Raw genomic sequence first — 25,689 nt, 5'->3', positions numbered from 1 at the left:
TTCAGAAGAAAAAAGCGTAAGGATGAAAAACAAAGATAATTGCCAGAAATAGTTTTAAAGGGCCACATTTGTGACCCGCATAGTATAGCAGCAGCACTGAGACTGCCGCCAGCGCTTAAAAATCCCGCATTATTGAGGTGGCAGACAAACGCCAATTCCACCTAATCCGCAGTAGCCTTCCGGGTTTTTAAACAGGTATTGCTGATGTTCGTCTTCTGCATAATAGAACGGCAGGGCTTCAGTGATTTCAGTGGTGATGGTGCGCTTATCGTTCGCTACGTCCATCGCTTGCTGGAAACTCGCCAGACTGGCCAGCGCCTGATCTTGCTGTTCTGCACTCAGCACGTATAACCCTGAGCGATATTGCGTGCCGATATCCCCGCCCTGACGCATACCTTGAGCCGGATCGTGGTTTTCCCAAAAAATCTGCAACAGATTCGCATAGCTTATTACCGCCGGATCAAATACCACGCGCACCACTTCTGCATGACCGGTCTGTCCGGTACAGACTTCCCGGTAAGTCGGGTTAGGCGTAAAACCGCCGCTGTAGCCGGCTGCTGTGCTGTAAACCCCTTCCTGTTGCCAGAACAAACGCTCTACGCCCCAGAAGCAGCCCATCGCAAAAATCGCGACTTCCATGTTGTCAGGAACATTCGTCATTGAATGCTCATTCACTGCATGAATGGTCGCTACCGGCATAGGGGTTGTACGACCAGGTAACGCATCTGCCTGATTTACAGACTGCGTTTTATCGGTAAGTTGCACCACGGAAAACTCCAGTTGTTGCTTAAATAAACAAGGTTTGTAACAAAGGGGTCTTAAGAATAACCATGACCACAGGTTAGTGTTAGTTGTATCTGATTGCGTCTTTGCACACAATACGGGGAACGTTGCTTAGTCGTTGAACATTTTCATAGGATTAGCACTAAACTGCTTTCTTCTAAATGTATAAGGATGAATCTGCCAAGACGAGCAGATATTCTCCGGCGGGCATCTGATATTTTAACAGGACAGTAAAATTAGCAGGAGTGCGTGTGCCACGATATCGTGAACTGGGTTTGTTATTGGTAATTCTGGCCCCCTCACTTTCCATGGCAGCGAAGGTGCGTTTGCAGCTGGAAGGCCTGGATGGCGATTTGGAAAAGAACGTCCGCGTTCGATTATCTTCTATTCAAAGCGACGAAGTCGGTGCTAATGGCCGGTTTCGTGCGCGTGTCAGTGCGGCGATCCAGCAGGGTTTAAGGCCGCTGGGGTATTATTCCCCGACTATCGATTTCGATTATCGCGAGACTCCCCCGCCGGGACGTCCGGTTCTTATTGCCAAAGTCACACCGGGAATACCGGTGAAAATCGCCGGGACCAGCGTGGTGATTGAAGGGCAGGCCGACAAAGATAATGAATTCGAACAGCTCAAAAAGCGTGATGTGCCTGCGGTCGGGACGATTTTAAACCATGGGACTTACGACAATTTCAAAAGCTCGCTGACCGGGATTGCGCTGCGTAAAGGCTATTTTGATGCCAACATGCGCAAGAGCCAGCTGGGCGTCATTGAAGATGAACATAAAGCGTTCTGGGATATTCAGTTCGACAGCGGCGAGCGTTACCGCTTCGGCGATGTCCATTATCAGGGATCACAGATCCGCGACGAGTATCTGCAAAATCTGGTGCCATTCCATAAGGGTGATTATTACACCACGGCGCAACTGGCCGAGCTTAACCGCCGCCTGTCTGCGACCGGCTGGTTTAACTCTGTTGTCGTGTCTCCAGATTTTACTGATGCCAAAGCCACAAAAACGCTGCCTCTGAATGCCGTGGTGTCGCCGCGTACTGAAAACACGATTGAAACCGGGGTGGGGTATTCGACCGACGTTGGGCCGCGTGTCACTGCCAATTGGAAAAAGCCGTGGATAAATGACCGTGGGCAAAGTTTTGAAACTTCTACCACGCTTTCCGCGCCAGAGCAGTCGCTGGACTTCACCTATAAAATCCCGCTGCTGAAATCACCTCTTGAGCAATATTATCTGCTGCAGGGGGGCTTCAAACGTGAAGATCTTAACGACACCAAATCTGACTCGACGCTGCTGACGGCTTCGCGGTACTGGGATCTTTCGAGCGGCTGGCAACATGCTGTGAATCTGCGCTGGAGCCTCGACCACTTTACGCAGGGTAGCGTGACCAACACCACCATGCTGATTTATCCGGGTGTGAGCCTCAACCGTACGCGTCAGCGCGGCGGCCTGATGCCGACCTGGGGCGATTCTCAGCGCTATTCTCTTGACGTGTCCAATACCACCTGGGGTTCTGATGTCGATTTCGCCGTAGTTCAGGCGCAAAACGTTTGGATCCGCACGCTGGCGGATAAACACCGTTTTGTGTTCCGCGGCAATCTAGGCTGGATTGAAACCAACGATTTTGAACGCGTACCGCCCTCCCTGCGTTTCTTCGCCGGTGGTGACCGCAGTATTCGCGGCTACAAATACAAATCTATTTCTCCGCGTGATGACGAAGGCAAGCTGACAGGTGCGTCCTATCTTGGTACCGGCTCGGTGGAATATCAGTACAACGTGACCGGAAAATGGTGGGGCGCAGTGTTTGTCGACTCCGGCGAAGCGGTTAATGACATTACAAAGAGTGACTTTAAAACCGGCGCAGGTGTGGGTGTGCGCTGGGCTTCACCTATCGGCCCGGTGAAATTAGATGTTGCCGCACCGGTCGGCGACAAAGATGAGCATGGAATGCAGTTTTACATCGGCTTGGGTCCGGAATTATGAGTTTATTTAAGAAAATCTGTCTGGGTTTCCTGATCTTCCTGTTGCTGTTAATCAGCCTGGTGGCTTTCCTGGTCGGGACGCAAACCGGTTTGCATCTGATGATCAACGGCGCAAACCGCTTCGTGCCAGGGCTGAATATCGCCAGTACAGAAGGTGGATGGCGTGACCTGACGCTTAAAGGCGTGCATTACGAAATGCCGGGTGTGGATGTGAAAGCCGGAGAATTCCATCTTTCCCTCGATTTCTCGTGCCTGAAAAACAGCGCGCTGTGCGTTAACGCGCTGCGGGTAAAAGATGTCAACGTGGTGGTGAACACCAAAGAGATGACCCCCGCTGCGGTACAACCGGAACCGGAAACCAGCGAGCCGCTGACTAATCTCAGCACGCCGTATCCGATCACACTGCGTTTGCTGACGCTGGATAACATCAATATTACCCTCGATGATCGCGCGATTTCGCTGGCGTCATTCCGTACGGGCGCACACTGGGAAGGCCGCGCTATTCAGCTGATGCCAACGCATATCGGCGGATTGCTAATTGCGTTACCGAAAACGCCGGTTAATCCGCTGCCGGAAGTGGTGCAGGCTGCGCAGGATAAAGCTGTAGAGAAAGCGACGGGCAAACCGGCTGAACCGCCAGTTGTGGTGCCGGAAAAACCGCTGGGCGAAACATTGCAGGAGATGTTTGCCAAACCGCTGCTGCCTGAATTACCCGATTTCCGGTTGCCGGTTGATCTGGATATTCAGCAAATTCTTGGTGAAAACCTGCGTCTGACCGGTGACACCGATGTGCTGATCACCCGTTTTGAGCTGAAAGCCAGCACGCAAAATCAGCAGGTTAAGCTGGATAAACTGATGGTACGTTCTGCTCAGGGATCCGTGGACGGCACGGGGCTGGCGACGCTCAATCAAAACTGGCCAGTGAATCTGACGATTAACACCACGGTGAATATCGATCCGGTGAAGGGCGAGAAGATCAAACTGAAAGTGGGTGGCGGATTACGCGACAAACTGGATGTCGGCCTGAATCTTTCCGGTCCGGTTCGTGCGCAACTGGCGCTGGAAACTCAGCTGGCAGAAGCCGGATTGCCGCTGGATCTGAAACTGTCCAGTGACGCATTGCAATGGCCGCTGACCGGTACGCCGCAATATCAGGTTAAAGGGTTCAAACTTAATTTAAGCGGTAAAGCGACCGATTATGCGCTTTCACTGCGTTCAGATTTTAAAGGCGATCAGATCCCACCCGCCACACTGACGCTCGACGGTAAAGGCAACGCGGAACAGTTTAAACTGACGTTGCTTCGTCTGGCTGCGCTGGAAGGTAATACCGATCTGACCGGCGTGGTGGATTGGAGTAAAGCCATCAGCTGGAACAGCGAACTGAAGCTGACCGGTATTAATACTGCAAAGCAGTATCCGGACTGGCCGGCAAAATTGCAGGGCAAGATCACCACGCGCGGAAGTCTCTACGGCGGCACATGGCAGATGCAGGTGCCGGTGCTGGATCTGACCGGTAACGTGAAGCAAAACGCCGTCAGGGCCCAGGGCAATGTGCGCGGAAACAGCTACGGTCAGTGGGATATTCCGCAACTGCACCTTGAACTTGGCCGTAATAATCTGGATGTGAAGGGATCGCTTGGCGACGCCTGGAACCTTGACGCCAAAGTGGATGCACCACATCTGGACGGCGCATTGCCGGGGCTGGGCGGCGTGGTGAAAGGGATGTTGCAACTGCGCGGCGACCTCAAGGCACCGAAACTGCTGGCGGATCTGACCGCAACCGGCCTGAAATGGCAGGCACTGACCGTGCGTCGTGTGGATATTAAAGGCGATGTCAGTTCGACTGATCAAATCCAGGGCAATCTTGCCGTGCGTGTCCAGCAGCTTAAACAGGATGCGCTGGATATCACCGATATCAATCTTGATGCTAAAGGCAATGAGAAACAGCATCAGCTGACGCTGAAAGTGGACGGCAAACCGGTGTCTGGTCGTCTGGCGCTGAGCGGCAGTTTTGACCGTGCGACCGAAGAGTGGAAAGGCAGTGTCACCAATACCTTGTTTGATACGCCGGTCGGGCAATGGCGTCTGAACCGTTCCATTGCGCTGGATTATTTCAATAAAGAACAACGCATCACCGTCGGCCCGCACTGCTGGCAAAACCCGAACGCGGATTTGTGTGTGCCGAAGCCCATTAATGCCGGTGCCAGCGGGCAGGCGAGCATCGTGCTCAACCGCTTTGATCTGGCGATGATCAAACCTTTCCTGACCGATGATACTCAGCTGAGCGGTGTTTTCAGCGGGAAAGCCGATGTGAGCTGGAAAGCCGAAGGCGGTCTGCCGCAGGCGAGCATTTCGCTGGTGGGCAAAGGCGTGAAAGTTCAGCAACTGGTGCAGGGCAGTCCGTTGCCTGTCGCCTTCGATACGTTGAATCTGAGTGCCGGGCTGAACAATGGCCGTGCAAACCTCGACTGGTTAATCAGGATAACCAACAACGGTCAGCTGGATGGCAGCATTCAGATTGCCGATCCGCAGGGCAAACGTAATCTCAGCGGTAACGTGAATATCACCCGTATCTCAATGGCGTTGTTGCAACCGGCGCTGATGGACGGCGAAAAAGCGTCGGGTATTCTGAATGCCAATCTTCGCCTCGGTGGTAACGCGCAGAAGCCGCTGGTGTTCGGCAAGCTGGCGCTGACCGGTGTCGATTTCGACGCGCAGTTTATGCCATTTGATATTACGGACGCCAATATCGGTATTAATTTCAACGGCATGTCATCCATCATGGAAGGGGTGATTAAAACCGCGCAGGGGCAGCTGGAACTGAACGGTAATGCCGACTGGAGTGAACTTAATGCGTGGCGCGCGCGCATTGCAGCCCGCGGCAACAAAGTGCGGGTATCGGTGCCACCGATGGTGCGTCTGGACGTTTCACCGGATTTAGTGTTTGATGCCACACCGCAGTTGTTCTCGCTCAACGGAACCGTTGATATTCCGTGGGCGCGCATTACGGTACAGGAGTTACCGGAAAGCGCGGTCGGGGTTTCTTCCGATGAAGTGATGCTCAACGATCAGCGTCAGCCGATTGCGCCAAAGTCAGCGTCTATTCCGATCAACAGCAATCTGATGGTGAACATTGGGAAAGATGTACGCCTCGATGCATTCGGTCTGAAAGCGCGTCTTGAAGGTGCACTGAAAGTGGCGCAGGACAGCCGTGGTCTTGGGCTGAACGGACAAATTAATATTCCGTCCGGGCGTTTCCACGCTTACGGTCAGGATTTGATTGTCCGTAAAGGACAGCTGTTGTTCTCAGGACCGGCCGATCAGCCGTTACTGAATCTGGAGGCGATCCGTAACCCGGAAGCGACAGAAAATGACGTGGTGGCGGGTTTGAGAGTGACCGGTGAGGCCGATGCCCCGAAACTTGAAATATTCTCAGATCCGGCAATGTCGCAGCAGGAAGCCTTGTCCTACCTGCTTCGCGGGCAAGGATTAGACAATTCTGGTGGCGACAGTGGCGCAATGACCTCAGCTCTTATCGGGTTAGGGGTTGCGCAAAGTGGTAAACTTGTGGGTAAAATCGGCGAGGCATTCGGTGTCAGCAATCTGGCGCTGGATACTCAGGGCGTGGGAGACAGTTCTCAGGTTGTTGTCAGTGGTTATGTTTTACCGGGATTACAGGTGAAATATGGTGTCGGGATATTCGACTCGCTGGCGACTCTGACCCTGCGCTACAGGTTGATGCCAAAGCTTTACCTGCAAGCCGTATCGGGCATCGATCAGGCATTGGATTTGCTCTATCAGTTTGAGTTTTAATTCATGTGACTTTTACTATACGAATATAAACATGCGAATAATTGTTTACGGTAGTCTGCGACGCAAGCAAGGCAACAGTCACTGGATGACGAATGCTCAATGGTTGGGTGACCATGAGCTGGAAGGCTATGCCCTGTATAATCTGGGCCACTATCCTGCTGTTATTCCAGGGGAAGGCAAAGTCTATTGCGAAGTTTACCGCATTACCTCGTCAATTCTGGCTGAGTTGGATGAGCTGAAAAGTAACACCAAGGATTACCGTCGTGAGCTGATTTCGACACCTTATGGCAGCGCCTGGATTTACCTCTACATTCGCTCACTGGACGGTGTGCCGAGAATAGAAGGTGGAGACTGGGTGAGGCGTAACGAAGCGGTCAGTGAGTAATCTGAGCAAGGTCGTCTAAAAATAATCGTTGTCTGACAACGCTTAATACATAAAAAAACACCGCCATCTGGCGGTGTTTTTTTTCATTCAAACGGCAGTCATTCAAAAGGCTGAAAACTTATTTGTTTTTAGCGCGTTCGAAAGACGTCACGATTTCAGCTTTTGCTGCAGCAGCGTCAGCCCAACCGTCAACTTTTACCCATTTGCCTTTTTCCAGCGCTTTGTATTGCTCAAAGAAGTGGGTGATCTGGCCGCGCAGCAGTTCTGGCAGGTCGTTCACATCTTTGATGTGATCGTATTCTTTGCTCAGTTTGGTGTGCGGAACAGCAACCAGTTTCGCATCTTCACCAGCTTCGTCGGTCATTTTCAGCATACCGACAGGGCGGCAGCGGATCACAGAACCTGGCTGCAACGGGTATGGAGTTGGCACCAGAACGTCAACCGGGTCGCCATCAAGAGACAGAGTGTGGTTGATGTAACCGTAGTTGCACGGATAGAACATCGCTGTAGACATGAAACGGTCTACAAACAGCGCGCCGGTATCTTTATCCACTTCGTACTTGATTGGATCTGCGTTTGCAGGGATTTCGATAACGACATAGATATCTTCTGGCAGTTCTTTGCCCGCCGGGACATTCAGTAAGCTCATGGTTGGTTTCCTTCGTTGAACCAGGAATAGAGTGCCGCACATTATAGCCAACTCTCCCGCGAATTCCCGCCCTTTTCGTCAGAACCTCTTAGCGCATTTTTCGGCACGACCTGCTGCCAGAGTGCGACAAAATCCCCTGCGCTGGCAGTAAAATTTACTCATCCGATACTTTACCGTGTAACTGCCTGTTTTTGCTTTTCTTATCAAGATATTCAGTCCGTTGCCGATAACAATATTCAAACAAAAAATCAGGAATCACCTGATCCCTACCTCACCGGAAGTATCTCTTTTCACCTGAATGGCTGGATAACATCGTATGTTGAATAAGTTGAGCGTAAAAGCCGGTCTGATCGGTTTGCTGGTGGTTATGACGTTGATTTTACTGCTGGTTAGCGTGCTGGGTGCCAACGCTATCAGGCAAAGTGCCACTTCCCTGCAAAAGATTAATCAGCTTCAGGGCGATGAACTCGGTTCGCTGGCCGACAGTTACAGCTTCTCGCTCCGCACGCGTGTCGCCAGCGGTGTGGCTGTGCGTCAGCTGGAAATCGGCATGATGGATGATGCCAAAACAACGACCGACCGCATTGCCGGTTATATCAAACAGGCTGATAACGATCTGGCGAAATTCGTCAGTATTCAGGATGAAACCCGGCAGGGCAGAGATTTATCCGACGTCGTGAAGAAAACCTATGACGCCTATAAAGCGAACGGCTTAGTCCCGCTTCTGGCCGCGCTTCAGGCGCAAAGTGCAGACGGGTATTACGATGTGCTGGAAAACAAAATCACGCCTTACAGCAATGCTTATGACAAAGCGCTGGCGGATTTTCGTGCTTACGCGGTCGATAACACCAGCAAGCGCATCGAACAGGCGCGCACCAACGCACGCATCCAGCTGACAGTGATTGTGGCGGCGTTCATTATCGCGCTGATAATTGCTGTGCTGGCATGGTTTGCCTTGCAGAAAATCATCATGCATCCGCTGAGTTTCTCGATTGCACAGCTGGAATATATCGCCAAAGGCGACCTGACTCATGAAATTGATGATTCCCGTAATAATGAGATGGGCCGTTTGCTGAAAGCGATGAAACAAATGCAGGACTCGCTGGTCGAGTCGGTAGGGCGCGTGCGTGATGCCGGAAATCAGATTGATGTCGGTTCCCGCGAGCTGGCTGCCGGTAACGTGCATCTGGCACAGCGGACGGAAGAATCGGCCGCGTCGCTGGAGGAAACCGCTGCGAGTATGGAACAGCTGACATCGACCGTGCGTATGAATGCCGCGAACTCCGAACAGGCAAATCAGCTGGCGCAAAGCGTATCGGTTATTGCCGGTAAGGGCAGCGAAGTTGTCCATCAGGTCATGGATAAAATGCAGGGTATCACCGACAGCTCGAAACGCATTGGCGACATCATTACTGTTATCGACGGTATCGCATTCCAGACCAATATTCTGGCGCTGAATGCCGCCGTCGAAGCAGCGCGAGCCGGGGAGCAGGGGCGCGGTTTTGCGGTGGTAGCCGGCGAAGTGCGCAGTCTGGCGCAACGCAGTGCGCAATCTGCCAAAGAAATCAAAGAACTGATCGTCGATTCTGAAAGCCGCGTTTCTGAAGGCTCGGATATGGTGAAATCAGCCGCTGATACGATGCTGGAAATTTCCAGTGAAGTGACGCGAGTGACCAGCCTGATGCGCGAAATTTCTATCGCTACTACCGAGCAGACTCACGGCATCGAACAGGTGAACGTGGCGATTACGCAGATGGATCAGGTGGCGCAGCAGAATGCGGCACTGGTGGAGCAAGCGACGGCGGCCACGCGTTCTCTGGAAGAACAGGCTCAGTTGCTGGCGGAAAGCATGGCGGTATTTAAACTCAATCGTGCTGGCCAGTTCTGATTACTGAATGCAGAGCTAAATAAAGAAAAGGTGGCTGAGAAGCCACCTTTTTACGTTCGATCGTTTGTATAAGGAATAATGCTAAGTTACAGAGGTATCACGTTCATTCTTTGATGATTTTTTTGAGGCAAGTTTGATTAGTCATCCGGGAACTCAGCGATAAAGCGTTCTGCATCTTCCACCATTGAGCTGTTACCCACAAAGAATGGCGCACGTTCATGCAGTTTCTGCGGAATGATATCCAGAATACGATTTTTCCCGTCACTGGCTTTACCGCCCGCTTGCTCCGCAAGGAAAGCTATCGGGTTGCATTCATACAGCAAACGCAGTTTTCCGTTCGGATGGCTGGCGGTGCTTGGGTAAATATAAATGCCGCCTTTCAGCAGGTTACGGTGGAAGTCTGCGACCAGCGACCCGATATAACGTGAAGTGTAAGGGCGTTGCGTGGCTTCATCTTGTTCCTGGCAATACTTGATGTATTTTTTAACGCCAAGAGGGAACTTGATGTAGTTACCTTCGTTGATCGAGTACATGTTGCCCTTTTTAGGGAAACAGACTTTTTCGTGAGAGAGGCAGAATACACCGAGAGAAGGATCGTAAGTAAAGGCATGAACGCCAGCACCTGTGGTGTACACCAGCATGGTAGAAGAACCATACACGACGTAACCTGCGGCAACCTGACGATTCCCCGGTTGCAGGAAATCAGCTTCAGTAACAGACTGACCCAGCGGGGTGGTACGACGGTAAATTGAGAAGATGGTGCCGACGGAGACGTTAACGTCGATGTTGGAGGAGCCATCAAGCGGATCCATCAAAATCACGTATTTTGCATTTTCAGCGCGTTCGCCCTCGAAAATAACAATCTCGTCTTCTTCTTCTGAAGCAATACCGGCAATTTCACCGCGCGCCTTCATGGCTGCTTTTAGTTTTTCATTTGCGTACAGATCGAGTTTCATCTGCACTTCACCCTGCACGTTCTCTGCACCACTGGTGCCCAGAATATCAACCAGACCCGCTTTATTGATGTCGCGGTGAATGATTTTGGCGCCGAGTTTTATTGCTGAAAGCAACGCTGTCAGTTCACCAGTTGCATGTGGAAAATCCTGCTGCTTTTCAACAATAAATTCGCCTAACGTTTTCATGACACTTTCCCTGAATCGAGGATAGATAACGGTACGTTAATAAAACTTTCACAAGAGCGAAGGCAGTTTAGCCCAAATATATGGACGAATCATAGGCAAATCCATTTCTTCTGGAGGAATCTGAGCGGTAGAATAGCGGCTGACTTAAAGGCATCAATGGAAAATATATGCGCATTCATATTCTTGGGATTTGCGGCACGTTTATGGGCGGGCTGGCGATGCTGGCACGTGCTCAGGGGCATCAGGTCACCGGTTCGGACGACAACGTTTATCCACCGATGAGTACGCTTCTGGAAAATCAGGGGATCGACCTGATCCAGGGCTACGATCCTGCACAGCTCGATCCACAGCCTGATCTGGTGATTATCGGTAACGCGATGACGCGTGGTAACCCGTGCGTAGAGGCCGTGCTGGAACAGGGGATCCCTTACGTTTCAGGGCCACAATGGCTGCACGATCACGTTCTTCCGGGACGCTGGGTTATTGCTGTGGCGGGAACGCACGGCAAAACCACGACGGCGGGAATGGTCACGTGGATCCTCGAAGCCTGTGGTTATGAACCTGGCTATGTGATTGGTGGCGTACCGGGCAATTTCGAGGTGTCTGCACGTCTGGGTAATAGTCCATTTATGGTGCTGGAAGCCGATGAATACGACTGTGCCTTCTTTGATAAACGATCCAAATTCGTTCATTACAGCCCGCGTACTCTGGTACTCAATAATCTCGAGTTCGATCACGCTGATATCTTCGACGACCTCAGGGCGATTCAGAAACAGTTCCACCATCTGGTGCGTCTGGTGCCGGGCAAAGGCAAAATCATCCTGCCAGAACACGACACACCACTGAAACAGGTGATGGCGATGGGCTGCTGGAGTGAGCAGGAGTACGCCGGTGAAACTGAAAATTGTGCATGGGATGCGAAAAAACTGACGCCAGATGCCAGCGCTTTCGAGGTGTATCTGCACGGCGAAGTTGTCGGCCAGGTCAACTGGAATCTGGTGGGTGAACACAACATGCATAATGGTCTGATGGCGATTGCCGCGGCCCGTCATGTTGGCGTTAAACCGGAAGATGCCTGCAAAGCGCTGGGTGAATTTATCAATGCGCGTCGTCGTCTGGAGCTTCGTGGTGTTGAAAACGGTGTCAGCGTATACGACGATTTTGCTCACCATCCGACAGCCATTCTGGCCACGCTTTCTGCTTTACGCAGTAAAGTTGGCGGGACTGCGCGCATTCTTGCGGTACTCGAACCTCGCTCAAATACCATGAAAATGGGGATGAGTAAGAATGAGCTGGCGCCGTCACTGGGTCGTGCTGATGAAGTCTTCCTGTTACAGCCACAGCATATTCCGTGGCAGGTGGCAGAAGTGGCTGAACATTGTATTCAGCCTGCACACTGGAGCGCCGATGTGGATTCGCTGGTGGATATGGTCATTAAGGCTTCTGGGCCGGGCGACCATATTCTGGTGATGAGCAACGGTGGTTTTGGTGGCATTCACGGCAAACTGCTGGCGGCACTGGCAGCCAAAGCGCAAGCGGGGCAACCGCTGTAAGACCGTAAATTGATGGATACAGGCACAGCTCCGGCTGTGCTTTTTTTTGCCTTTTTCCTGCAGGGAAGACTGTCTGAGGCAAAAAAAAGCCCTCCAAAATAGAGGGCCAAAGGGTGTCGTCGGACAGGACGACGAGGGTATCGTTAGCCGGAGAGCAAGGCAGTGGCAGTGTCAGCTCTCCTTCCAGCCTCAACAGCGCATATATTTTCGCTGTCTTTCTCAGAACAGTGGCTGTTGAAACCCGGTAACGCTAATTTAAAAAATACTTAAACAGTGGCTTTGTTACTCGGACTTACTCAGAAATCTTACTGGTAGATTTCTGCAGTGGCGTGATAAGCGCCGTCGTTATGGGCTTCTATCACGCGGAAAGATTTAGCACCTTTGCTGTCGGCTTTATCAGACAGTTGCTGGTGGATATCGGTCGGAACACCATCGACGCCGCTAACGCTGATTGTTCCCATAGGCTGTAAATTTTCTGCCTGCTGATTAGTCACCAGCTGAGCGGCTGATGCACCGAAAGAAACAGCTGATAACAGGCTAAGGGCGGCAATAGTAGTAATGATTTTCATGATAACTTCCTGAATTCACTGACGTTGTTAGATGGTTTCGAGAGCAACGTCGATTGAGGTCTGGATTCATCAGAACTGTGTATCGGGTTCGGGAGTGCGTAAAGCCTACGGGAACGCTGATGATGCAGTGACAAATCCGTCTTAATGCGCATGGCGCGGGCCCGAGTCATTCAGGCCCCTTCGCTTCAATTACCTGAAATTACTGGTAAATTTCAGCGGTCGCGTGGTAGTTACCTTCCTGACGAACTTCGATAACACGGAATGCTTTAGCGCCTTTGGCATCGGCTTTGTCAGACAGTGCCTGGCGGATATCAGAAGGTGCGCCGGCAACGCCGCTCACGCTGATCATACCGGTTGGTTGCAGATTTGAAGCTTGTTCCTGTGTTACAGGTTGTGCTGCAAAAACGCCAAATGACAGAGCAGACAGAATGCTTAATGTTGCGATTGTAGTTTTAACTTTCATGATTTTAACCTCGTCGATTTTTTATGTTTTCATTTTCCGGTGCTTCACACCACGGAAATGAGTATACATCTAATAACTGTAAACATTAATAGTTTGCTAATAGTTATTTCGTTTTCTATGTGCGTCCTATGTGTATTTTTAATAACTAAAAAGAATAAAAATCGAATGAAAAGTAAGCTTTTTATGTTAATTTTTCGTAAAATCAATAGATTGAGTGAATTTGACTATTTGTGCTTATTTTTGCAGTGAATCACACCGTTGAAATGTTTCTGTGACGTGTTTGTGGTGCTTGTTAAGAAAATTAACAGCGAATGCTGCGATAACCGAGGGAGTTGTGAGCCGGAAAAGGGCGAGTTTTTACGAAAATGCCGGGATGGTTTGGAAAGATAAATAAGGATGAGGTCAGAAAGAGTGTTCTTCTGACCTCAGGCACAGAAAAGGGGCTGAGGTCGGTTCATAATGAGCCGGATTTACAGTTCCTGCTCAAACAGACTGAGTATCGCGTCATGGAGTTGCTTGACGCTAAAGCCGCGGGCTGGTGTTGTAAAGATTGTGTCATCACCCGCAATCGTGCCGAGGATCCCTTCGGATTTACCCAGGGAGTCGAGCAAGCGGGCAATCAGCTGTGCAGCACCCGGACTGGTGCGTATAACGACGACAGCGTCGTTATAATCAATATCCAGTACCAGATTCTTCAGCGGGCTGGTAGTGGTAGGAACGCCAATCTCAGCGGGCAGGCAATACACCATTTCCATCTTCGCGTTGCGGGTTCTGACAGCACCAAACTTGGTCAGCATCCGTGAGACTTTTGACTGATTGATATTTTCAAAACCGTCCTCCTGAAGTGCGACAACGATTTCGCCCTGAGAACTGAATTTCTCTTCCTTCAACAATGCCTTGAAGGCTTTTATCAAATCTTCCTGTTTAGCAGGATTACGCATTTTGCACCCTGGTCTCTGTATCATAGTTGTGTTGATTATGCAGATATTTGCATTTTTATGCAACAGCATGAAAAGACGCAGATCCCAAATTATGCATCCGGCAAGGAGTGCTGACGTTATGGGGGAAATGGGGAGCTAATGAATATGCCGAAATTGTGCATTACGGGTGAGTGTAGCCCTTCAATTCCCCTTTATCTGATGATCTCGATTCAGCTCTCAACATTGGAGCGAATTTAACCATTTATTAACCTGGTGTGTTTTGTGGTGCTACTTTTAATGAGGTAGCTTTCCGATAAAAAGTCATAAAAGACCGGAAAATGTCGTCGTGAACGTATTTTTTTACTTTCTAAACGACCAACCTCAGTTTCTCTGCAGGTGAGCAATTGTTTTTAACAGCGTAAGTGATTAAGGTCACACTAAAATAATTCCACGACACTTATAAGTTAATGATAAAAAAGGAGTATAGGATGAAAGTTGCAGTTCTCGGTGCTGCGGGTGGTATCGGTCAAGCCCTCGCGCTTCTGCTAAAGACCCAGCTACCTTCCGGTTCCGAACTCTCATTATATGACATCGCTCCGGTGACTCCGGGTGTCGCTGTCGATCTCAGTCATATCCCGACAGCAGTCAAGATTAAAGGTTTTTGCGGTGAAGATGCGAAACCAGCTTTAGTGGGCGCGGATATCGTTCTGATTTCTGCCGGGGTAGCCCGTAAGCCAGGCATGGATCGGTCTGATCTGTTCAACGTGAATGCGGGAATCGTTCGTAATCTTATTCAGCAAGTCGCCAGCACCTGCCCGAAAGCCTGCATCGGTATCATCACGAATCCTGTCAATACGACAGTTGCGATTGCGGCGGAAGTGCTGAAAAACGCAGGTGTATACGACAAAAACAAACTGTTTGGTGTCACAACGCTGGACACCATCCGCTCCAATACTTTTGTTGCTGAGCTCAAGGGCAAACAGCCTGAAGACATTGAAGTGCCGGTTATCGGTGGGCACTCAGGTGTCACTATCCTTCCTTTATTATCCCAGCTTTCAGGGATCACTTTCAGCGACAGTGAAACTGAAGCACTGACGAAGCGCATTCAGAACGCCGGTACGGAAGTTGTAGAGGCAAAAGCGGGTGGCGGTTCTGCCACGTTGTCTATGGGACAGGCAGCAGCACGCTTCGGACTTTCTCTCGTACGTGCCTTACAAGGTGAAAGCAATGTAGTTGAGTGTGCTTACGTAGAAGGTAACGGCGAACATGCCCGTTTCTTTGCACAGCCTGTTCTTCTGGGTAAAGAAGGTATATCCGAGCTTATCAGCATCGGCAAGCTCAGTACTTTTGAGCAGCAATCTCTGGACTCAATGTTGGATATCCTGCGCAAAGATATCGAGTTAGGTGAGCAGTTCATCAATAACTAAGCCGGTGAGTAAAAGCCGCCAGAGCTCTCTGGCGGTTTTTTGCTTTCTGAAGCTCTGAATTTAAGTGCGCGGGTCAGCAGCCGGTCGGCAACGACGCTCAATTATCTTTAATGTCTTCGCATCAAAGTAACGGCTGGGCCAGATGAGCGACGGATGAATGCCCAGCGCACTGGCAATCAGCAATTCTCCCTTTGGCCATGGCCTTGATAGCGCGTTTGATAGCGTGGAAGAGCTTAGCCCGGCAGAACGCGACACTGCTGCCAGTGTTGTTCCCTTCTTACGAAGCGCGGCAATGATATCTGCCTGATGCCAGTCTTCATTATTTGTTGTCATGATCATTCCTTATGGGTTAAACAAATTATAAGAAGCTATAAAAATCTATCGCATAAAATATATATTCTTCGAGGGCTTATTCTAATTTTAGTTAGTCTCATCAATGTTTCCGAATAATAAGTTATTCTCTTATTTCGAAAATACATTCTTATTATGATTAAAACAAACAAGTAATTTAAGTTTGCTTTTTGTGATTAACCTCGTTTTTTAGTGAATTTGTTGAAAACGTTTAATGAGAATGCGTTATTGAAATGTTGTTATTTCTAGCGATTAAATCGATATTTATAATGTTTAAAGGTTTTTATGTCCGAAAAGTAATTGATTGGTAAGTGGTTAATAGTAATTTTTTAAGGGATTTTATTGTAAGTTTATGTTGTGATTGATTTTTATTTGAATTATGCCAATCTATAAAAAGTTTGCTTTCATAACTTTCCGAAAAAGTCTTTTTTATGGGGTTGTACTGCTCTTGATGAATATAATTCATGGAAACTTTTAAAAGCATCTGTAGACGCATTCTGAAAAATTGAATATCTTCTTTTCTTTAAATACCTGTATTCCTAAATGACTCGTGTTAATACCATCTTTAAAATAAACGCTCACTAGCCAGGAAGGACATCATGACAAATCTCATGTCATGAATGTATAACAACAACCTTTCTTATTTTTTATATAAGAAATACAAGGAATGTTATGAAAAAAGAGTGGTTTGCTGCAAAGGAATTGACCGGAAAAGAAGGCCTTCCAACATCAACTCAGGGCGTACATGGAATGGCGCGCAGATTATGCTGGGTCAAGCGTCGCAGGCGGGGTGTACAGGGCAGGGCGGTGGAATATCACATAGACAGTTTACCGGGCAGCGCAGTGGCGAGTCTCGCCATGAACGAACACTCTGCGGAGTATGTTTATACATCTCATCAGGATCCTCTGGCGATTTGGATTGAAAGTTATAAACAACTGAGAGAACCGGAACGAGAAACGATGATTTCTTTTATCGTGCGGGAAGGTGTGGCGGAAATGCTTAACAGGTTACGTAAACCTGAAGAGGTTTAATCGTAAAATACCCGCCAGCCCTGCCAGCAGGCAGAGGTGGCGGGATATAATCAGAAATCGCGTTTTACAGACATATGTGCCAGACCTTCGAGCGCGGCACGATACTCTGATTCAGGAAGAACCTGAAGCGCCTGTATAGCCTTATCGGCTTCTTCTTCAGCACGCTGACGGGTATAGGTCAGTGAGCCCCACTGATGCATTGCGGCAAGAACAGGTTCCAGTAAATGACGTCCGTTGCCTTCTTCGATAGCTTTTCGGATCATGGCTGATTGTTCAGCATTACCGTGTTTCATTGCATGAAGAAGCGGCAATGTCGGTTTCCCTTCATCGAGATCATCACCGGTATTTTTGCCCAGTGTTTCGCCATCAGCATCATAGTCGAGCAAATCATCAATCAGCTGGAACGCGGTACCGAGATAACGGCCGTAATCTTGCAGCGCTTTAATTTGCTCATTATTCCCGCCAGCCAGCATGGCAGAAGATTGTGATGCCGCTTCAAACAGACGTGCAGTTTTGCTGTAGATAACCTGCATGTAGCTTTCTTCGGTGATATCCGGGTCATTGCAGTTAATCAGTTGCTGAACTTCACCTTCTGCAATCACGTTCACCGCTTTTGCCATCAGGGCCAGAACCGGAAGCGATTCCAGATCTGTCATCATCTGAAATGCCCGGGTGTAAATAAAATCACCGACGAGCACGCTGGCTGCGTTACCAAATGCAGCATTCGCCGTAGCTTTACCACGACGCATGTCAGATTCATCAACGACATCGTCATGTAAGAGTGTGGCTGTGTGAATAAACTCAATCAGAGCGGCGACTTTTACGTGTTTATCGCCCTCGTAAGATAGTGCTTTGGCTGCCAGTACTGCTATCATCGGGCGGATACGTTTGCCGCCGCCACTGATGATGTAATATCCCAGTTGATTGATGAGAGAAACCTCTGAATTCAACTGTTCAAGGATGGATGCGTTGACTGCAGCCATGTCGTCCTGGGTAAGATCAATAATCTGTTCTAGGTTCATTGTGTTTTTTCGGCTGTTGTTCTCTTCACCGCAATGAGATCTGGCTCACATTGGCACATGGCGCTAACTGTAAAGGGGATTGTACTTGAAAAACAGTGTAGATAAATGCTATCGAAAGAACTGCGCTTTTTTTCTTCTTTTGTAGGCATTGTGCTCTTGTCTTATGCTGATTTTTTGCGTAGAATTCGCGCCCTATTGTGAATATTTATAGCGCCCTCTGGACTATACAAAGTTGAGTGCGCGGAAAGCGGAGTTTTATATGTACGCGGTTTTCCAAAGTGGTGGTAAACAACACCGTGTCAGCGAAGGTCAGACTATTCGTCTGGAGAAGCTGGACGTTGCAACTGGCGAAGCTATCGAATTCGATCAGGTTCTGATGATTGCAAACGGTGAAGAAATCAACATCGGCCTGCCTTTAGTTGCTGGCGGTGTAATTAAAGCTGAAGTCGTTGCTCACGGTCGTGGCGAAAAGGTCAAAATCGTTAAGTTTCGTCGTCGTAAACACTATCGTAAGCAGCAGGGCCACCGTCAGTGGTTCACTGACGTTAAAATCACCGGCATCAGCGCTTAAGATTAGGAGAGCGGAACAATGGCACACAAAAAGGCTGGCGGCTCCACACGTAACGGTCGCGATTCAGAAGCTAAACGTCTGGGCGTAAAACGCTTTGGCGGCGAAGCAGTACTGGCAGGCAGCATCATCGTTCGTCAGCGCGGCACCAAATTCCACGCTGGTATCAACGTGGGTTGCGGCAAGGACCACACTCTGTTTGCTTTGGCTGACGGTAAAGTCAAGTTCGAAGTTAAAGGCCCGAAAAACCGTAAGTACATCAGCATCGAAGCTGAATAAGTTTTTCTCGTCTTAGTAAATAGATGTAAGCCCCGCAATTCGTTGCGGGGCTTTTTACATTCTGGTTAGCCCATTCTGGCGGGATATGGACACGAAATCGCAGGCCCCTGTTGGGATTATGTTGGCGCTGGTCACTGCCATGAGTTGGGGATCTTTACCCATCGCCATGAAGCAGGTTTTAGTGGTGATGGATCCCTTTACCGTGGTCTGGTATCGGTTTTCGATGGCGGCCATTGTGTTGGGTTGTATTCTTGCAGCCAGACGCAGATTACCGCCAAAAGCGATTTTTAGCCGGCCGCGCTGGCTGGTCTTAGTCCTGATCGCTACCTGCGGATTGCTGGGGAACTTTGTTCTTTTTAGTTCGTCCCTGCAATTCCTCAGCCCGACGGCCTCGCAGGTTATCGGTCAGCTTTCTCCCGTCGGTATGATGGTGGCCAGCGTGATCATCCTGAAAGAGCGGATGCGTGTTACGCAGGTCATTGGCGCCAGTATGTTAATCTTCGGGCTGATATTATTTTTTAATACCAGCCTGATTGAGATTTTTACCCGTTTGACAGATTACACCCTGGGTGTGATTTTTGGCGTCGGGGCAGCAACGGTTTGGGTGATATACGGCGTGGCGCAAAAGGTATTGCTGCGTCAACTGGCTTCACCGCAAATCCTGTTTTTGCTGTACACTTTATGTTCTATCGCATTGCTCCCGCTGGCCAGCCCGGCGGTGCTTTCACAGCTCAGCGGCTGGCAGTTTGCCTGTCTGTTGTTTTGCGGCGCGAATACCTTAGTAGGATATGGCGCCTTAGCGGAAGCGATGGCGAGATGGCAGGCGGCTCAGGTTAGTGCTCTTGTGACACTGACCCCGCTGTTTACCCTGCTATTTTCAGATTTATTGGCACTTGCCTGGCCTGACTTTTTTGCTGCACCAGTGCTTAATTTCATTGGTTATCTTGGGGCATTTGTGGTGGTGGCGGGTGCAATGTTTTCCGCAATTGGCCATCGATGGTGGCCACGTCGGACAGAGCAAAACCTGGTAGCTAAACTCTAGCTGCCCGGCGAATGATTTACGGAGACGGTACAAATGAAGTTTGTTGATGAAGCCACGATTCTGGTTGTGGCCGGTGATGGCGGTAACGGGTGCGTCAGCTTCCGCCGCGAAAAATACATTCCTCGTGGCGGCCCTGACGGCGGCGACGGTGGTGATGGCGGCGATGTTTACCTGGTTGCTGATGAGAACCTCAATACGCTAATCGATTTCCGCTTTGTGAAATCTTATCGTGCTGAGCGCGGTACTAATGGTCAGAGCAGTGACTGTACCGGTAAGCGCGGTAAAGATATCACCATTAAAGTGCCAGTCGGAACACGCGTTCTCGACCAAAGCACCGGTGAAGTTCTGGCAGACATGACCCATAATGGTCAGGTTAATATGGTCGCGAAAGGCGGTTTCCACGGGCTGGGTAACACCCGATTTAAATCATCCGTGAACCGTTCACCACGCCAGAAAACTATGGGCACCAAAGGTGAAGAGCGTGATATCGCACTCGAACTGATGCTGCTGGCCGACGTGGGTATGCTGGGTCTGCCAAACGCGGGTAAATCTACTTTCATTCGCTCCGTGTCTGCGGCGAAACCGAAAGTTGCTGATTATCCGTTTACCACGCTGGTACCAAGCCTGGGCGTTGTCCGTATGGATCACGAGCAAAGCTTCGTCGTTGCTGATATCCCTGGTCTGATTGAAGGGGCCTCGGAAGGCGCGGGTCTGGGTATTCGCTTCCTGAAGCACCTCGAGCGTTGCCGTGTTCTGTTGCACCTGATTGACATTGCGCCGATTGATGAATCCGATCCGATCGAAAATGCGAAAGTCATCATCAACGAGTTGCAGCAATACAACGCCAAGCTGGCTGAAAAGCCGCGCTGGTTAGTATTCAACAAAGTTGATCTGATCGAGAAAGAAGAAGCAGAATCGCGTGCTAAAGCGATCGCTGATGCATTGGGCTGGGAAGGTAATTACTATCTGATCTCCGCTGCGAACCGCGAAGGCGTGAATGCACTTTGCTGGGATGTGATGAAATTCATCAATGAAAATCCTAAGCACATGGCAATTGAAGCTGCTGCGCCAGAGAAAGTTGAGTTCATGTGGGATGATTATCACCGTGAACAACTGGCCGAAGTGGAAGCTGAAGCTGATGACGACTGGGATGATGACTGGGATGAAGATGACGACGAGGGCGTCGAAATCATTTACGAACGTTAATTCCGTGTATTAGCGTCTCATCTCTGTAAAAAGGCTGCCTCTGGCAGCCTTTCTTTTTAATCGCGTGCTGATGAGTTCGTGTCTTAACGGGCGTCAGGTGCAAGGGTCAGAGAACTTTGTAATGCCACATTGGGTAACCAGCATTGCGCGCTGAGCCCGGTGATACCGCTACGGTTACGCAGTGCCAGTGTGCCACTGTGGAGATGCGCAATCCTGACCACAATATTCAACCCCAGGCCGCTACCGCCATAACGTTGATCGCTGCGTTTAAAAGCCTGCGTCAGTTCGCTGGCTTTCGTTTCATCAATGCCAGGCCCTTCATCTTCAATCTTAATCAGGAAGCCGTTATCTTGTGCCGTCACAGCGATTGCGATATCACTGTCTTTTGGAGCATAGCGATAGGCATTCTCGACCAGATTTCGCACCATTAATCGCAGCAGTACCGCGTCGCCCTGAATCTCTGCGTGAGCGGGTAACCGGATAATCAGTTTTTGCCCACGTTCATCAAGCATTTCGCGTAACTCTTCCTCGAGTGGCTTAATGACGTTACTGGCCAGATCCACCTGCTGATATTCACCTTTCGCAAAATTCTGTCCGGCACGGGCAAGCATCAGCAATTGTTCTATAGTGTGCATCAGAAGGTCGATACGGCTTATCAGTGTATCGCTGCCTTCCACCCCCTTTTTCTGCATGATTTCCAGGTGCAATCGTACGCCAGCCAGAGGAGTGCGCAACTCATGCGCCGCATCGGCAGTGAACAAGCGTTCCTGCTGGATGGTACTGGATAGACGGGAAAACAGCTGGTTCAGCGCATTGGTGACCGCAACGACTTCCCTAATTTCACTGTTGAGTGGCAGGGGCGAGAGGTTATCGGCAGAACGTGTTTCCAGACGCTTTTGCAGCTGATTCAGCGGACGAATAATCCAGCTTATCGCCCAGAAGGACAGAATCAGCGTAATGCTCATCATCAGCAACGAAGGGGCAATGAGCGACGCGATCGCTTCTGCAATCTCTCTCTCAACATGCGCGTTTCGCACTTTTGCAGAAAGCGTGTCATTAACCAGTAAATTGATCTGTTCCTGACTTTCATGCCAGAGCCAGAAAACGCTGGTGAGCTGAGTGACGAATAATATCAGTGCCAGCATAACCAGCAGGCGGCGACGCATACTGGTCATTGTAGAATTTCCAGCCGGTAGCCAATGCCACGCACGGTGCGGATGACTTCTTTACCGAGCTTACGTCGCAGATTGTGCACATGAACCTCGAGCGTATTAGAACCAAGATCATCCTGCCAGGTGTAAAGATCCTGCTGAAGCAACTCCCGGTTAACGGTTTGCCCTGCACGCATCATCAGGCGTGATAAAATCGCGAACTCTTTCGGGGTGACTTCTACCGGATTGTTATCCATATAAGCCTGCTGCGAAGACAGGTTAATTTTCAGGTTACCTACTGAAATCTGGTTATCGCTTTGTCCCTGATAACGGCGGATAAGCGCCCTGACACGGGCCTGCAATTCTACCAGTGCAAAAGGTTTAATCAGATAATCATCGGCACCAGCATCCAGGCCATCAACGCGATCTTCCAGTGAGTCACGGGCGGTGAGGATAAGGACGGGGATAGCAATATTCTGACGTCGCCACTGGCGCAGCAACGTCGCTCCATCTTTGTCTGGCAATCCTAAATCCAGGATCACCAGACTGTACTGACTCGTTTGGATCAGGCTCTGCGCTTCAGCCGCAGTAGAAGCGCAGTCGCAGGCATAATTTTCACTGGTTAGTGCCAGCATCAATCCCTGCCGTAAAAGTTCATCATCCTCAACTATCAGCAGCTTCATTGTCCGGCACTTCTCCGTGGTTAATTATTTTGGTAGATATCCTTGTAGAGACGGCTTTCGAAGCGCACCAGAGGAGCACGTCGCGTGCGTTGATCTTCAGGCGGAACCGCATAGCCGGAGAGAAACTGTACAAAGGCCATTCGCTGCCCGCTGGCTGTCGTAATAAAGCCTGCAAGATTATATACGCCAGACAAGGAGCCTGTTTTCGCAGACACTTTTCCGTCAACGCCTGCTTCATGAAGACCGCCGCGATATTGCAAGGTTCCGTCATGACCGGCTAATGGCAGCATCGAGATAAAGTCTAACTCTTTATCGTGCTGCGCTATATATTGCAGCACCTGCATCATAGTGGCCGGTGACAGCAAATCATGGCGGGAAAGACCGGAGCCATCGACCTGAATCGAGTTTCCTAAATCCACGCCTGCTTTTTGGCGTAAAATCTGACGAACCGCATCTGAACCGGCACGCCACGTTCCCGGCACGCCAAAACGCTGATGACCAATAGTACGAAATACCGTATCGGCGATCATGTTGTCTGATTTTTTCAGCATCTGATGCAACAGGTCATGCAAAGGTGCCGACTGGGTTTGTGCCAGAACGGTACCCGCCGGTGTCGGCTGAGTCTGACGCTTTAATGTGCCATCAATCTGGATATCAGCCTGCAACAGCTCATCTTTCAAAATCGCACCGGCATAACTTGCGCCATCCTGAATTGCGAACGCAAGCGGCAAAGGCTCGCTGCGTTGGGTCAGGCAACCGGTGAGGGTATAACGGTTGTATTCGCCGGGTACGACGTCCAGTTCGCAATATTGAGCATCCGGAGACCCCTTCGCCAGAGTGCGAACTTCGCTGAACATATGCACCGGATAGTATGACGCGACGCGGATAAAGGCGTTTTCGTCAGGCTTCGGGGCGCTGTAAAGCGAGACTGAGAAACAGTTTCTGTCGACAATGGCCGCTGCCGGCGGAGCGCTGAAGCATTGGGTGATGTCGTTCCACGGCCATCCCGGCGCTTTATCATGGCTGGCAAAAACAGAAGTATTGATGACCACATCGCCGGTGATTTCTTTGATGCCCTGTTTTTTCAAAACGGCGACCATATTCCGAATATTCTGACGCTTTAAAGTAGGATCGCCGGAAAAACGAGCGACCAAATCACCCTTTAATACGCCATCGGAAACAGAACCCGGTGTCTCAAGTGTGGTGGTGAAACGAAAATCTGGGCCCAATTGCAGCAAAGCCGCCAGCGCGGTCAGAATCTTCATGGTACTGGCGGGCAGCGCCATTTGTGTACCGTGATAGTCTATAGCAGGCGCAGGTGCGCCAATTTTCTGTACCAGCACAGCCAGATTCGTGCCATCAGGCAGATATTCTGTGTAATTTTCGATCTGAGCCGCATTTGTATTCAGTACAAACGCGCATGCTAATCCACTGACAATTCGTAAAAAACGCATTATTTTGAGTAAAGGCTCTGGGTAACGGCGGGATAATGTGGTGCCATACTACGATGCTACGAACCAAGGCGCAACGTGGCTGAAAGTAAACGATGATCCTCAAGGAACTCTACGTTAAAATACGAATCAAAATGCAAAATGAATCCTGGCCTGGTGGCAACTCCGGGTAAGGTTTTTTTTGTTTTTCGCCAGAGAGTCGGTCAGAAGAGCTGGCTTAATTTCTTACCTGATTCAATCAGGACGGTGTTTACCGAAAGGACCAAGTTAGAGGTAATAAATATATGAAACCGATTCCGATGACATTGCGTGGCGCAGAAAGATTACGCGAAGAACTGGACCATCTTAAAGGTGTCCGTCGTCCGAAAATCATTGCTGATATCGCGACCGCACGTGAGCACGGCGATTTGAAAGAGAATGCTGAATACCATGCTGCGCGCGAGCAGCAGGGTTTTTGTGAAGGCCGTATCCAGGAAATCGAAGCCAAGCTTTCGAATGCTCAGGTTATCGATGTGACCAAAATGCCAGCCACTGGCCGCGTGATTTTTGGTGCCACCGTAACGGTAATGAACCTGGATACTGAAGAAGAACAGAAATACCGCATTGTGGGCGATGACGAAGCTGATTTTAAGCAGAACCTCATTTCTGTTAACTCGCCGATTGCACGGGGTTTAATCGGTAAAGAACAGGATGACGTTGTGGTCATCAAAACGCCTGGCGGTGATGTTGAGTTTGAAGTATTGAAGGTCGAATACCTCTAAAATCTGCATTAAAAAGGGCGAAACGTAATGTTTCGCCCTGTAATTCTCACATTCATGCAGTGAATTGCTTCACAGTAAATTGAAAACTAAAGTAAAAAGGCCTGCTGAGACCTTCCCCTGAACGTGATTTCGTGGCACCTTTCCAAAAATCTACAGCGCTTTTCGTTAAACCTTAATGCATTAACGCGGTAAGATAATTTTGCGGTCTTCGGTGGAAGGGCGATAAAGTACCAGCATATTGCCGATGACTTGCACATTACACGCCTTGGTTTCACGCACAATCGCGTCTACGATCAAGGTCTTCGTCTCACGTTCTTCTGCCGCGACTTTTACCTTGATCAGTTCGTGATGTTGCAGCGCCTGTTCGATTTCGGCCAACACACCTTCTGTCAGGCCGTTGTTGCCCAGCATAACAACCGGTTTCAGTGGATGTGCCAGACCTTTCAGGTACTGTTTTTGTTTATTGTTAAGATTCATCGTCTTTTTTGCTTAAGTTGGGATTGAAAACGGGTCATTCTACCGCCATCTCATGTATATGACCAACCCGGACTGCTTCGGGAAGGC

24 protein-coding genes are annotated in these 25,689 nt (G+C 49.8%); 12 read left to right on the top strand and 12 right to left on the bottom strand.

The features are described 5' to 3' along the window. Window positions 1-129: 129 nt before the first annotated feature. On the bottom strand, window positions 130-765 hold the full coding sequence (gene msrA, locus J1784_RS16605; RefSeq protein ID WP_217150208.1) for a peptide-methionine (S)-S-oxide reductase MsrA: 636 nt from the start codon (window positions 763-765) through the stop codon (window positions 130-132). A gap of 326 nt (window positions 766-1,091) precedes the next feature. On the opposite strand from msrA, the gene tamA reads away from it, so the two are divergent. Genes tamA through J1784_RS16590 form a run of 3 tightly spaced genes read left to right on the top strand, consistent with a single transcriptional unit; the run spans window position 1,092 to window position 6,968 of the window. Next, window positions 1,092-2,771, top strand: coding sequence for an autotransporter assembly complex protein TamA (tamA, locus tag J1784_RS16600; RefSeq protein ID WP_238485569.1), 1,680 nt, complete (start codon window positions 1,092-1,094; stop codon window positions 2,769-2,771). Further along, a complete protein-coding gene (tamB, locus tag J1784_RS16595; protein WP_217150152.1) occupies window positions 2,768-6,583 on the top strand; it encodes an autotransporter assembly complex protein TamB in 3,816 nt (1,271 codons plus the stop codon). Before tamA ends, tamB begins: the two co-directional genes overlap by 4 nt. A gap of 31 nt (window positions 6,584-6,614) precedes the next feature. Beyond that, on the top strand, window positions 6,615-6,968 hold the full coding sequence (locus J1784_RS16590; protein WP_217150151.1) for a gamma-glutamylcyclotransferase family protein: 354 nt from the start codon (window positions 6,615-6,617) through the stop codon (window positions 6,966-6,968). 118 nt (window positions 6,969-7,086) lie between these two features. Here J1784_RS16590 and ppa read toward each other — a convergent pair whose 3' ends face one another. Next, entirely contained in the window at window positions 7,087-7,617 is a 531-nt protein-coding gene (ppa, locus tag J1784_RS16585) for an inorganic diphosphatase (protein WP_013573791.1), read from the bottom strand. Between the two features lie 316 nt (window positions 7,618-7,933). Here ppa and J1784_RS16580 point away from each other — a divergent pair, with 316 nt between their 5' ends. Continuing rightward, window positions 7,934-9,505, top strand: coding sequence for a methyl-accepting chemotaxis protein (locus tag J1784_RS16580; protein WP_217150150.1), 1,572 nt, complete (start codon window positions 7,934-7,936; stop codon window positions 9,503-9,505). 137 nt (window positions 9,506-9,642) lie between these two features. On the opposite strand, the gene fbp is transcribed toward J1784_RS16580, so the two are convergent. Further along, window positions 9,643-10,647: a class 1 fructose-bisphosphatase gene (fbp, locus tag J1784_RS16575; protein ID WP_217150149.1), complete on the bottom strand. Its 1,005-nt coding sequence runs from the start codon at window positions 10,645-10,647 to the stop codon at window positions 9,643-9,645. Between the two features lie 167 nt (window positions 10,648-10,814). Here fbp and mpl point away from each other — a divergent pair, with 167 nt between their 5' ends. Continuing rightward, complete coding sequence (mpl, locus tag J1784_RS16570) at window positions 10,815-12,200, top strand: UDP-N-acetylmuramate:L-alanyl-gamma-D-glutamyl-meso-diaminopimelate ligase (RefSeq protein WP_217150148.1); 1,386 nt, start codon at window positions 10,815-10,817, stop codon at window positions 12,198-12,200. A 305-nt stretch (window positions 12,201-12,505) separates the two neighbouring features. Here mpl and yhcN (J1784_RS16565) read toward each other — a convergent pair whose 3' ends face one another. The 3 genes from yhcN (J1784_RS16565) to argR all read right to left on the bottom strand — a co-directional run bounded on the left by yhcN (J1784_RS16565) (window position 12,506) and on the right by argR (window position 14,173). Next, a complete protein-coding gene (gene yhcN, locus J1784_RS16565) occupies window positions 12,506-12,769 on the bottom strand; it encodes a peroxide/acid stress response protein YhcN (RefSeq protein ID WP_217150147.1) in 264 nt (87 codons plus the stop codon). A 199-nt stretch (window positions 12,770-12,968) separates the two neighbouring features. Then, window positions 12,969-13,232: a peroxide/acid stress response protein YhcN gene (gene yhcN, locus J1784_RS16560; protein WP_217150146.1), complete on the bottom strand. Its 264-nt coding sequence runs from the start codon at window positions 13,230-13,232 to the stop codon at window positions 12,969-12,971. A 470-nt stretch (window positions 13,233-13,702) separates the two neighbouring features. Further along, complete coding sequence (argR, locus tag J1784_RS16555; RefSeq protein WP_120508537.1) at window positions 13,703-14,173, bottom strand: transcriptional regulator ArgR; 471 nt, start codon at window positions 14,171-14,173, stop codon at window positions 13,703-13,705. Between the two features lie 467 nt (window positions 14,174-14,640). Here argR and mdh point away from each other — a divergent pair, with 467 nt between their 5' ends. After that, window positions 14,641-15,579, top strand: a complete 939-nt coding sequence (gene mdh / locus J1784_RS16550) for a malate dehydrogenase (RefSeq protein WP_217150145.1) — start codon at window positions 14,641-14,643, stop codon at window positions 15,577-15,579. Between the two features lie 60 nt (window positions 15,580-15,639). Here the strand turns inward: mdh and J1784_RS16545 are convergent, their stop codons facing one another. Next, window positions 15,640-15,912: a helix-turn-helix domain-containing protein gene (locus J1784_RS16545; protein WP_217150144.1), complete on the bottom strand. Its 273-nt coding sequence runs from the start codon at window positions 15,910-15,912 to the stop codon at window positions 15,640-15,642. Between the two features lie 690 nt (window positions 15,913-16,602). Between J1784_RS16545 and J1784_RS16540 the strand changes: the two genes are divergently transcribed. Then, window positions 16,603-16,962 carry a DNA-binding protein gene (locus J1784_RS16540; RefSeq protein ID WP_120133284.1) on the top strand — a complete coding sequence of 120 codons (360 nt, stop codon included), beginning with the start codon at window positions 16,603-16,605 and terminating at the stop codon, window positions 16,960-16,962. A gap of 50 nt (window positions 16,963-17,012) precedes the next feature. Here the strand turns inward: J1784_RS16540 and ispB are convergent, their stop codons facing one another. After that, window positions 17,013-17,984, bottom strand: coding sequence for an octaprenyl diphosphate synthase (gene ispB / locus J1784_RS16535; RefSeq protein WP_217150143.1), 972 nt, complete (start codon window positions 17,982-17,984; stop codon window positions 17,013-17,015). Between the two features lie 259 nt (window positions 17,985-18,243). Here ispB and rplU point away from each other — a divergent pair, with 259 nt between their 5' ends. From rplU to cgtA, 4 genes are all read left to right on the top strand, one after another. Then, window positions 18,244-18,555, top strand: coding sequence for a 50S ribosomal protein L21 (gene rplU / locus J1784_RS16530; protein WP_013573804.1), 312 nt, complete (start codon window positions 18,244-18,246; stop codon window positions 18,553-18,555). Between the two features lie 18 nt (window positions 18,556-18,573). After that, the gene (gene rpmA, locus J1784_RS16525) at window positions 18,574-18,831 is read left to right on the top strand and encodes a 50S ribosomal protein L27 (protein WP_013573805.1); all 258 of its coding nucleotides are present in this window, start codon (window positions 18,574-18,576) and stop codon (window positions 18,829-18,831) included. An 85-nt stretch (window positions 18,832-18,916) separates the two neighbouring features. Beyond that, complete coding sequence (locus J1784_RS16520) at window positions 18,917-19,873, top strand: DMT family transporter (RefSeq protein ID WP_217150142.1); 957 nt, start codon at window positions 18,917-18,919, stop codon at window positions 19,871-19,873. 33 nt (window positions 19,874-19,906) lie between these two features. Beyond that, complete coding sequence (cgtA, locus tag J1784_RS16515) at window positions 19,907-21,079, top strand: Obg family GTPase CgtA (protein ID WP_217150141.1); 1,173 nt, start codon at window positions 19,907-19,909, stop codon at window positions 21,077-21,079. Between the two features lie 83 nt (window positions 21,080-21,162). On the opposite strand, the gene pmrB is transcribed toward cgtA, so the two are convergent. From pmrB to dacB, 3 genes are read right to left on the bottom strand one after another with little or no spacing between them, the layout of a single operon-like run. Beyond that, window positions 21,163-22,254 carry a two-component system sensor histidine kinase PmrB gene (pmrB, locus tag J1784_RS16510; protein ID WP_217150140.1) on the bottom strand — a complete coding sequence of 364 codons (1,092 nt, stop codon included), beginning with the start codon at window positions 22,252-22,254 and terminating at the stop codon, window positions 21,163-21,165. Then, window positions 22,251-22,913, bottom strand: coding sequence for a two-component system response regulator PmrA (gene pmrA / locus J1784_RS16505; RefSeq protein ID WP_217150139.1), 663 nt, complete (start codon window positions 22,911-22,913; stop codon window positions 22,251-22,253). The genes pmrB and pmrA overlap by 4 nt, the downstream gene beginning before the upstream one ends. A gap of 20 nt (window positions 22,914-22,933) precedes the next feature. Continuing rightward, complete coding sequence (gene dacB / locus J1784_RS16500; RefSeq protein WP_217150138.1) at window positions 22,934-24,367, bottom strand: serine-type D-Ala-D-Ala carboxypeptidase; 1,434 nt, start codon at window positions 24,365-24,367, stop codon at window positions 22,934-22,936. A 281-nt stretch (window positions 24,368-24,648) separates the two neighbouring features. Between dacB and greA the strand changes: the two genes are divergently transcribed. Beyond that, the gene (gene greA / locus J1784_RS16495) at window positions 24,649-25,125 is read left to right on the top strand and encodes a transcription elongation factor GreA (protein WP_120133277.1); all 477 of its coding nucleotides are present in this window, start codon (window positions 24,649-24,651) and stop codon (window positions 25,123-25,125) included. Window positions 25,126-25,305: 180 nt separating this feature from the next. Here the strand turns inward: greA and yhbY are convergent, their stop codons facing one another. Continuing rightward, window positions 25,306-25,602, bottom strand: coding sequence for a ribosome assembly RNA-binding protein YhbY (gene yhbY / locus J1784_RS16490; protein WP_095923662.1), 297 nt, complete (start codon window positions 25,600-25,602; stop codon window positions 25,306-25,308). Between the last annotated feature and the right edge of the window lie 87 nt (window positions 25,603-25,689).

This window comes from Rahnella ecdela, from assembly GCF_019049625.1.
In the GTDB taxonomy this organism is placed as follows: domain Bacteria; phylum Pseudomonadota; class Gammaproteobacteria; order Enterobacterales; family Enterobacteriaceae; genus Rahnella; species Rahnella ecdela.
This window is presented reverse-complemented; position numbering and strand designations above follow the sequence as displayed.